8 protein-coding genes are annotated in these 8807 nt (G+C 36.1%); 5 read left to right on the forward strand and 3 right to left on the reverse strand.

Annotated features, from left to right (window positions below):
* Positions 1 to 14: 14 nt before the first annotated feature.
* Positions 15 to 1778 carry a sensor histidine kinase gene (locus tag B9N79_RS22475; RefSeq protein WP_046218157.1) on the reverse strand — a complete coding sequence of 588 codons (1764 nt, stop codon included), beginning with the start codon at positions 1776 to 1778 and terminating at the stop codon, positions 15 to 17.
* 489 nt (positions 1779 to 2267) lie between these two features.
* Here B9N79_RS22475 and B9N79_RS22480 point away from each other — a divergent pair, with 489 nt between their 5' ends.
* The 4 genes from B9N79_RS22480 (at position 2268) to B9N79_RS22495 (ending at position 6246) form a co-directional block, all read left to right on the forward strand.
* A complete protein-coding gene (locus B9N79_RS22480) occupies positions 2268 to 3797 on the forward strand; it encodes an MDR family MFS transporter (protein WP_046218158.1) in 1530 nt (509 codons plus the stop codon).
* Between the two features lie 87 nt (positions 3798 to 3884).
* The gene (locus tag B9N79_RS22485; protein ID WP_019394010.1) at positions 3885 to 4328 is read left to right on the forward strand and encodes a DUF2521 family protein; all 444 of its coding nucleotides are present in this window, start codon (positions 3885 to 3887) and stop codon (positions 4326 to 4328) included.
* A gap of 66 nt (positions 4329 to 4394) precedes the next feature.
* Entirely contained in the window at positions 4395 to 5108 is a 714-nt protein-coding gene (gene cwlD / locus B9N79_RS22490; RefSeq protein WP_019394009.1) for an N-acetylmuramoyl-L-alanine amidase CwlD, read from the forward strand.
* Between the two features lie 85 nt (positions 5109 to 5193).
* On the forward strand, positions 5194 to 6246 hold the full coding sequence (locus B9N79_RS22495) for an Mrp/NBP35 family ATP-binding protein (RefSeq protein WP_040056367.1): 1053 nt from the start codon (positions 5194 to 5196) through the stop codon (positions 6244 to 6246).
* A 42-nt stretch (positions 6247 to 6288) separates the two neighbouring features.
* Here the strand turns inward: B9N79_RS22495 and gerD are convergent, their stop codons facing one another.
* Positions 6289 to 6858: a spore germination lipoprotein GerD gene (gene gerD / locus B9N79_RS22500; RefSeq protein WP_040056327.1), complete on the reverse strand. Its 570-nt coding sequence runs from the start codon at positions 6856 to 6858 to the stop codon at positions 6289 to 6291.
* 175 nt (positions 6859 to 7033) lie between these two features.
* On the opposite strand from gerD, the gene B9N79_RS22505 reads away from it, so the two are divergent.
* Complete coding sequence (locus B9N79_RS22505) at positions 7034 to 7663, forward strand: KinB-signaling pathway activation protein (RefSeq protein ID WP_040056326.1); 630 nt, start codon at positions 7034 to 7036, stop codon at positions 7661 to 7663.
* Positions 7664 to 7699: 36 nt separating this feature from the next.
* Here the strand turns inward: B9N79_RS22505 and pdaB are convergent, their stop codons facing one another.
* Complete coding sequence (pdaB, locus tag B9N79_RS22510; protein ID WP_019394005.1) at positions 7700 to 8464, reverse strand: polysaccharide deacetylase family sporulation protein PdaB; 765 nt, start codon at positions 8462 to 8464, stop codon at positions 7700 to 7702.
* Between the last annotated feature and the right edge of the window lie 343 nt (positions 8465 to 8807).

Here is an 8807-nt window from a genome sequence, read left to right on the forward strand (position 1 = left end):
CAAAAAACTATCAATTAATCTTCTTTTAAAGGTTGTTCTCCAAGAGGGATGACAATTTTAACAATAAAGCCATCTCCGTTGCTTCGATCAATTTCTAGATGTGCTTGCGTTCCGTAATTTAGAATAAGTCGATCATGAATATTTTTTAGACCGATATGTTTGTGCCCTTGGGAAGAGTTAAGCGAAGAATGATAAATGTTTTCCCGCAATCTCTTGAGTTTTTCTTCCGTTATACTAGCGCCATAACTTTCAACAACAAGGTGTAGAAATGATTTCTGCACTTCCCCATAAATGTTCAGTGGGGCATCATAGAAACCTTCTTCATAGCTATGTTTAAAAAAGTTTTCAACAAGCGGCTGAAGAATCATACTAGGAATTTGCATATTTAAAATAGGATCACTGATATGAATAGAATAATGAACTTCTTTCCGAAAGCGTTCCATTTGAAGAATAAGGTAAGCTTTGATATATTCTACTTCTTCTTGAACTTTGACCCACTTGTTTGCATTAATTGAATAGCGCATCATCTTAGATAAAGATGTAATTAAATGATAAACGCTTGGGGCATTGGATCTTAACGCAACAGCACCTATTGATTGTAAAGCGTTGAAAAGGAAATGAGGATTCACTTGTGACTTTAAGGCTCTTAATCGATTTTCCTTGTTCTCAATTTCAAGCTTGTATTCCCGATTAATATGGAGATTAATTCGCTCCATCATTTCTTTTATATGAAGTTCTAAATAACCAATTTCGTCTTCTCTTTTATCATTAAAATCAATATTCATATTGCCACCTTTTATGGTTCGTACTTTCTGGGTAAGAAGCTTAAGTGGGTGGGTAATCTTATATGAAATCAAGCTAATCATTAATACCCCAAGTAAGCCAATAATAATTCCGACAATAATAAAAGTATAGGAAGTTTTTCTAGCATCATCGAATAGGATATGACTTGGCGTAACCTTAACAAGCTTCCACTGATCAAGTGGTCCAGATAAGGTGTTAGCTAAGATAATATCATCACCTGTTTCGGCGTTTCTCTCTATTTTCTGTTGTAAATGAGGCGAAACTGCTTGTCCAATAAGCTCAGTATTATTCGCATAGACAATCTCATTATCTTCGTTGATAAGCAAGACAGATTCTTGGTCTTTACCAATTAAATTGTTACATATGCGTGCATACATTTCATAATCCACATCCATTGAGATTGTGCCAAGAAATTCATTAGATAACACATCAACAATCTTATGATGGAATGTAATTACTTTTGTCTTGTCAGATTGAGGAACAATAGCCGAATTATTATAATTTTGGATGGAATGTGGTGGCTGAATAACGTATTTTATCTTTGAATTGTAAAGCTCTTTAATAAAGGGCTGTTGTAAGAAATTAGGTCTAGATTTACGCGCACTTGCAGTGGCATTATAGACGGTTAACGCCTCTTTATCTTTATCCATATAAAACTGAATTTGACGAATCTCATTCCGCATTAATGAGAAGTTCTCCAAACTTTTTTCTAAGTAATTTGAGTCTTCAACTTCATTATTTAAAATCTGAAACAGTTTAGGATCACGATATAAAATATAAGGAAGGTTAATCATTTCCTCGAAATACTGTTGAAGCTCTGTTGAATTTTCGCGAAGCTGTTCATGGCTATTTTTCAGCTCTTGCTGCTCTACGCTATGTTTGGTATAGCTATAAATAAAAAAGACAGATAGAAAATAGGGTAAAATGATAAAGATTAGTAACATGAGCAGTAGGCGGTTCTGGATGCTCTTCATAGAAGCTCCTCCTTGTATTCAAGAAACCAATTATAGAGTGTAGAGAAGTAATTCTTCTAGAGTAGAATGTGTTAAAACCGGTAGCTTCTTACAAGGGGAGTAACAGAAGCCCCTATACGATCAGTAATAATGTTTTAGTGTACAACACATTTAGTACCTCAACTATAACAAATCACTTCCAAGCGTCAATCATACATAAGAATGAGTGAAGATTTACCTATAGTATGTGAATTTTCAACCAATAGGAGCACTAATTTCATAAATCTGAGATTTATGTTTGTACAACTTAATAAAGAGAAGAAAAAGTCCTTTATTTTAATTCTTTACTAGGATTAGAGAAAGTTATGTAGAAAAGGATATACTCTTCCTTTTATTTATATTGTAAGTTAGCGCCTTTCGATAAAAGGAATAAACTTCAAATTAGAAGTAGCTCTTATGTCAAAACTTCACTATAATTAACTTTGTTAAACATTAGAGAGGAGTGAGCCTGTGGTTTCAAAAGACTCACAATTAAAGCTTGTTGTAACAGGGCTATTATTAGCTATTTTAATGTCTGCAATGGACAACACTATTGTTGCAACAGCAATGGGGACTATTGTTTCTGATCTTGGTGGATTAGATAAATTTGTGTGGGTGACCTCTGCATATATGGTGACTGTAATGGCTGGGATGCCTATTTTTGGTAAGTTATCTGATATGTACGGTCGCAAACGGTTTTTTATTTTTGGTCTTTTAGTATTTTTATTAGGTTCAATTTTGTGTGGTACAGCAACAAGCATTGAGCAGCTTAGCGTTTATCGCGCAGTACAAGGCGTGGGAGGCGGAGCGCTTATGCCGATTGCTTTCACAATCGTATTTGATATTTTTCCTCCTGAGAAACGTGGCAAGATGACAGGTCTTCTTGGAGCGGTATTTGGAGTTTCAAGTGTGTGTGGTCCTTTACTGGGTGCTTATATTACAGAGTATATTAGCTGGCAATGGATTTTTTATGTAAATGTACCACTTGGTATTGTGTCTCTTCTTTTAATTATTAAAGCTTATAAAGAATCAACAGAGCGGAAAGAACAAAGGGTGGATTGGGTAGGAGCTGCAACACTTGTTATTGCAGTTGTCAGCTTGATGTTTGCTCTTGAGCTTGGTGGTAAAGAATATAGTTGGCAATCACCACAGATTCTAGGGTTGTTCGGATCTTTTATTTTATTTTTCATTATCTTTATTTTTACAGAACGAAAAGTGTCAGATCCAATCATTTCTTTTTGGATGTTTAAAAACCGTCTTTTTGCAACAGCTCAAATTTTGGCATTCCTTTACGGAGGCACATTTATTATCTTAACAGTATTTATTCCTATCTTTGTTCAAGCTGTTTATGGCGGTTCTGCAACAAATGCAGGGCTGGTATTAACACCCATGATGTTAGGATCTGTTGCAGGAAGCGCAATCGGTGGGGTTTTTCAAACGAAAACAACGTTTCGAAATCTTATGTTTCTTTCAATTGTCTCCTTTGCAGCTGGCATGGTGTTGTTAAGTACAATGACTCCTGAAACAGCAAGATGGATGTTAACTATCTTTATGGTATTAACAGGTTTTGGTGTTGGTTTCTCATTTTCAATTTTACCAACAGCATCAATTGAAAAGCTGGATGTGCGCTACAGAGGATCCGCAAACTCTACAAATTCTTTTGCTCGTTCTCTTGGAATGACAATTGGTGTAACTGTATTTGGAACAATTCAAAGTAGTCACTTTGCAAGCGAATTAAAAGAAAGCTTTGGAAGTGTAGAAAGCAGTGGAGCAATGGCAAATGTTGGAAACCCAAGCGCTCTTTTTGAGGGAAGCGCTCGTGCAATGATTCCAGAGCCGGTTCTATCAAAAATTGTGCATGCTATGTCAACCTCTATTACAGATGCTTTTACATTTGCTCTTATTCCAATTGGTCTTGCTTTTATTACAGTAATTATGATGGGAAAAGCCCGCATAGCTGTAAGAAAGCCTGAAATGAAAGAAAATATACTAAACAAGTAGAAGGCAGAGAGTAGAACTCTCTGCCTTTTTGTTCCTGTGTATAAAGTTGGCGGTCGGTCACAATAAAAGAAAAGGAGGATGGAGAACGTGACCGTAATTACAACATTCAAAGAACGAAGAAGAGAAAAAGAAATGAAGTATGAACGAAAAGTGATGAGCGGAATTTCACTTGAGAAACTATATAAGGAAATGATGCGCTATTTTCAGCCGCTCATGTTTTATTCAACAAAAAATAACCGTTCTGTTGAGGAAGGGTGCTTAGACATAGCAGTTGAAGCTTTCTTGCTTGGAGCAAAATATAGCAGGTTTGGTTATTATGGAGAACAGGAAGAGAAAGTACGTGTAAGATCTGAAAGAGATGGGAAAAAGCTTGTTTCTGCTCTTTTCGATTATCTTTCCTTTTGGACAGAAGATCATTACGAGCTGCCAACAGGTGATGGTTTGTATATGCTTTGTGAAGCCTACGTTGATGACTGGTGGACAGAAGGTTTTCGGTTTGGAAAGAAAAGATATGGCTTAAAATTGTCCTAAAATAATCATAAATCCTCTCCGCTCACCATATAGAAAATAGTAGGTAGGACGAGCGGGGGGAGCACGATGAAAAAAAAGCTTTGGTTAGGGACTGTTATTGTCGTTATCTGTTGTCTTTTTCTAGGCGTTCAGCATTACTTTACAAATAAGGGCTCAATCGGTTCATGGAATCTCCCGTTAAGCGGTAAAATTATTGTCTTAGATGCAGGCCATGGAGGTGCTGACGGGGGGGCAGTTGGTAAAGATGTTTTGGAGAAAGAAGTAACGCTCTCCATTTCCTTGATGATTAGGGATTACCTTCAAGAACAAGGAGCACTTGTTATTATGACGCGTGAAAAAGATGAAGACTTAGCAGACAAAGATACAAAAGGGTATAGCAGACGCAAAGGAGAAGATTTAAGAAAGCGTCTAGAAATTATCAATCATTCCAGTGCTGATATGTATTTAAGTATTCATCTTAATGCAATTCCCTCTCCAAAATGGAGTGGAGCTCAAACGTTTTACAATGGATCAAAAGAAGAAAACAAGAACTTAGCTACATGGATTCAATCGGAATTCAAAGGAAACTTGAATAATACGAATCGAGAAGCAAAAAGAATTCAAAATATTTATCTTGTTGAAAATGCTGATATTCCAGGAGCGCTTGTTGAAGTTGGCTTTCTTTCGAATCCAACAGAGCATGATCTTTTAAAAACAGAAGAATATCAGAAGAAAGTGGCTGCTTCAATCTATAGAGGAATTTTACAGTACTTAACAGCAAAAGCACCTCCGAAAGAGTGAGGTGCTTTTTGTTTGGACTCACGAAACAAAGGGAAAATATGATATAATTCAGTATGTAAACGAATTCAACGGGGAAGGTGAAAATATGCTCACAGAAAAGGAAGTTCACGCACTATTATCAGGGGTAGAAGAGCCGTTTTTACATAAAACATTAGGAGAGTTAGACGGCATTCAAGAAATTAAAATTAAAGAAGAGAAAAACCATGTGAGCGTTAAACTGCTTGTAGCTAAAACAGGAACAGCAGAACAGATGCAACTTCAAGGAACAGTAGTAAATTTATTAAAAGAAGCAGGTTTTGAAACAGTTGGTCTCCGCTTTGAAGCACTGCCGCAAGATGGCGTGGCAGCGCAAGAGCAGCCATCACTTTTAAATACAAAAGATACAACATTTATCGCAATTGCCAGTGGTAAAGGAGGGGTTGGAAAATCAACCGTTTCTGTTAACTTAGCAATTGCTCTTGCAAGGCTTGGAAAGAAAGTCGGCTTGATTGATGCTGACATTTACGGGTTTAGCGTCCCTGATATGATGGGAATTGAACAACGTCCAACAGTTGAAAATGATCGTATTATTCCAGTTGATCGTTTTGGTGTGAAAGTTATTTCAATGGGCTTTTTTGTGGAAGACAATGCACCTGTCATTTGGAGAGGCCCTATGCTTGGGAAAATGTTGACGAGCTTCTTCCAGGAAGTAGAGTGGGGAGAGTTAGATTACCTTCTGCTCGATTTACCACCAGGAACAGGCGATGTTGCGCTTGATATTCATTCTATGCTTCCTGCTTGTAAAGAAATCATTGTATCAACTCCACATCCAACAGCCGCTTTTGTAGCAGCAAGGGCTGGGGCGATGGCTATTCGTACAGAACATGAAGTCTTAGGTGTTGTAGAGAACATGGCGTACTTTGAAAGTGAAGTTACAGGAGAAAAAGAGTACGTGTTCGGCAAAGGCGGAGGAGAAAAGCTAGCAGAGGAACTAGCTGTTCCACTGCTTGGAAAACTTCCGCTACAGCAACCAGATTGGAATGAGGAAGAATTTGCTCCGTCCGTATATGGTGAAGATCACCGTTTAGGAAAAATCTATAGTGAAATTGGCGAAAAAGTTATTTCTCTTTGTACACAACAACAGGATCATAATGTATAAAGGTAAAAGGCGTTGCACATATGCAACGCCTCTTTACGCCACTTATTCTTCTTTCTTTTCTTCAGCTTCAGCTTCTTTTACAGCTTTGTCTAACATTTCTTGTACTTTCCCTTTATATGTTGGACTTTCAAATGTTTCAGTTATAACAGTTTGAAGATGTTTTCGATATTCTTTACTTTTTAACAGCTTTGTGACCTCTTTTTCCATTTCAGGATTTTTAAGAACATCCATTAGCATTTGCTGGTATTCAGGATCTTTCATAAGCTTTTTAATAATTTCTTCATGCTCATCTTGAAGAGATGTAGCAAGTGTTTTGGCAAACTTAGGATCTTTGAAAGCTTCAGTCCAGAACTTTGAACCTTTCTCAGATGACAGTGTATCTTGAATTGTTTCTTTGATCAATTTCTCATCTATAACGATCTCTTTTTTTACTTCATCATCCTTTAGCACTTGCTTTAGTGCTTCTTTTCCATCGTCTGTTTTGAGGATATCTACTACCATCTTTTTCGTTTGATCGTAGTCCATTTCACTTCCTTCTGCCTCTTGTGGGGCACATCCAGATGAAGAAAAAACAAAGATTAGGGCATATAGGAGCAAAAGAGCTCTTCCCATAATTGTAACGCTCCTTTCAGATACCTTCTGTAAAATGTCTTATTCTTAATATGAAAGGAAATAGAAAAAATATTCACGTTCTAAAGTCGTTAACAGGAATTACATTTTCTTTGTGGTAAATAAGATATAAGGGGACTTACATGAAATAAAAAGAACAATTAATGGGGGAGAACAGATGAAAAGTCGAAACCTTGTACGTTTCTTTTTATCAACACTTTCAGTTGGGGCTGTCATAACAGTATTTGTTGGATTTACATTGAACTGGGGAGAATATAAGGACCTTTTTATTCAAGGTGAAATAGGTGAGATAGTAGCAATTGCTATTTGGCTAATTGGGGTAGGCTGTATCTTTAGTTTAATTAGTCAGATGGGCTTTTTTTCTTACTTGACTGTTCACAGATTTGGACTTGGTATCTTTAAGTCTTCATCACTTTGGAATTCAGTACAAGTTGTTCTTATTCTTTTTGTCCTATTTGATTTTGTTTATTTTAGATATACATTTTTTGCTGAAGCAGGAGAATCAATCATGAATTACCTCTTCCTTGCTCTCACACTTTTAGTAGTCGGGGTTGCCTTCTCATATGTAAAAATGAAGCAAACAAACCGAACAGCATTTATCCCAGCTTTATTTTTCTTAACTGTTGTGACGATTGTCGAGTGGTTTCCAGCACTAAGAACAAATGAGGAAAGTTGGCTGTATCTTATGCTAATTCCATTGCTTATCTGCAATATCTATCAACTTTTGATGCTTCCGAAATTTTTGAAATCTCCTTATATAATGAAAGAAGTGAGAGAAAGTAAGTAAAAAAAGCCCCATCCTTCAATAAGGGAAGGATAGGGGTTATTTAATTTCTTCACTTTTAGAAGTAGCACCAGAAATTAAACTTGAAACTGTTGTTGTCTTTAATTTCTTTTTTGAAAGTTCTCTAAGGATAGAAGGAAGAGCTTCATTTGTTTGCTGAGCAGAATCAGATGCATGAAGAAGAACAATGTCACCGCCTTTAATTTTCTCAGTTGCATTTCTTACAATCTTATCTACACCAGGATTTAACCAGTCTTCTGTATTAAGACTCCAATGAACAATTGTATAATTATAGGCTTCCGCAATTTTTAAAGTTTCTTTGTCAAAATGTCCATTAGGTGGTCTAAGTAGTTTGATCTTGTCAACACCAAGTGTTTTAAATGCTTTTTCAGATTTAGCGATATCTTGGCGGATTTCTTGTGCTTCTAAACTTGTATAGCTTTCATACGCGTAACCCATAGAACCAATCTCATGTCCATCTTCTTGAATTCGCTTTACAATTTCAGGGTGTCTCTCTGCCCATGAAGCAGATAAAAAGAAAGTAGCATTCTCAATATCATGTGAGCGTAAAGTATCTAAAATTTCTTCAGCCTTTTCATCTCCCCAACTAATATTGAATGTAAGAGCAACTTTGTCCTTAATTGTCCCATTCTCATAAATTGCTTTTGGGCCATCTTTGGTTGAGAAAACTGGAATGTGAAATAACGTCTGAGTAAGTAGAAAACCACCTGCAAAAAATGATAGTATTAAAACCAATACAATTTGTTTTGCTCGACTTCCATTAATCGTATAGAAAAAATTCATGTTTACCCCCTTATGAAACAAGCTATCTTGTCTCATAATATGTAGGGGTTAGCTCCTTCATAACATGATTTTAAAAAAAGAATAAAAAAAATGAAATTTAGTGTTGACGTTTCTTTTGAAACTTGATATATTATTACTTGTCGCTGCTACGGTAGCGCAAAACGAACAAAAACAAAAAAGATTTTCAAAAAAAGTTGTTGACACATTTCGGAAGAAGTGATAAGATATAAAAGTCGCTGTTAACGACAAATGAAGTGATTGACCTTTGAAAACTGAACAAAATACGTCAACGTTAATTCTATTTTATTTTTAAAACAACGTTTCTTATTAGAAACAAAAAGCT

The sequence above is a fragment of the Priestia filamentosa genome (assembly GCF_900177535.1).
Lineage (GTDB): Bacteria > Bacillota > Bacilli > Bacillales > Bacillaceae_H > Bacillus_I > Bacillus_I filamentosa.

What these genes read in the sequence shown, in the direction of transcription:
- pdaB (WP_019394005.1), bottom strand. Translation starts at nt 8,464, where the DNA reads ATGAATTTTTTCTATACGATTAATGGAAGTCGAGCAAAACAAATTGTA.
- gerD (WP_040056327.1), bottom strand. Translation starts at nt 6,858, where the DNA reads ATGGGAAGAGCTCTTTTGCTCCTATATGCCCTAATCTTTGTTTTTTCT.
- cwlD (WP_019394009.1), top strand. Translation starts at nt 4,395, where the DNA reads ATGAAAAAAAAGCTTTGGTTAGGGACTGTTATTGTCGTTATCTGTTGT.
- B9N79_RS22505 (WP_040056326.1), top strand. Translation starts at nt 7,034, where the DNA reads ATGAAAAGTCGAAACCTTGTACGTTTCTTTTTATCAACACTTTCAGTT.
- B9N79_RS22475 (WP_046218157.1), bottom strand. Translation starts at nt 1,778, where the DNA reads ATGAAGAGCATCCAGAACCGCCTACTGCTCATGTTACTAATCTTTATC.
- B9N79_RS22495 (WP_040056367.1), top strand. Translation starts at nt 5,194, where the DNA reads ATGCTCACAGAAAAGGAAGTTCACGCACTATTATCAGGGGTAGAAGAG.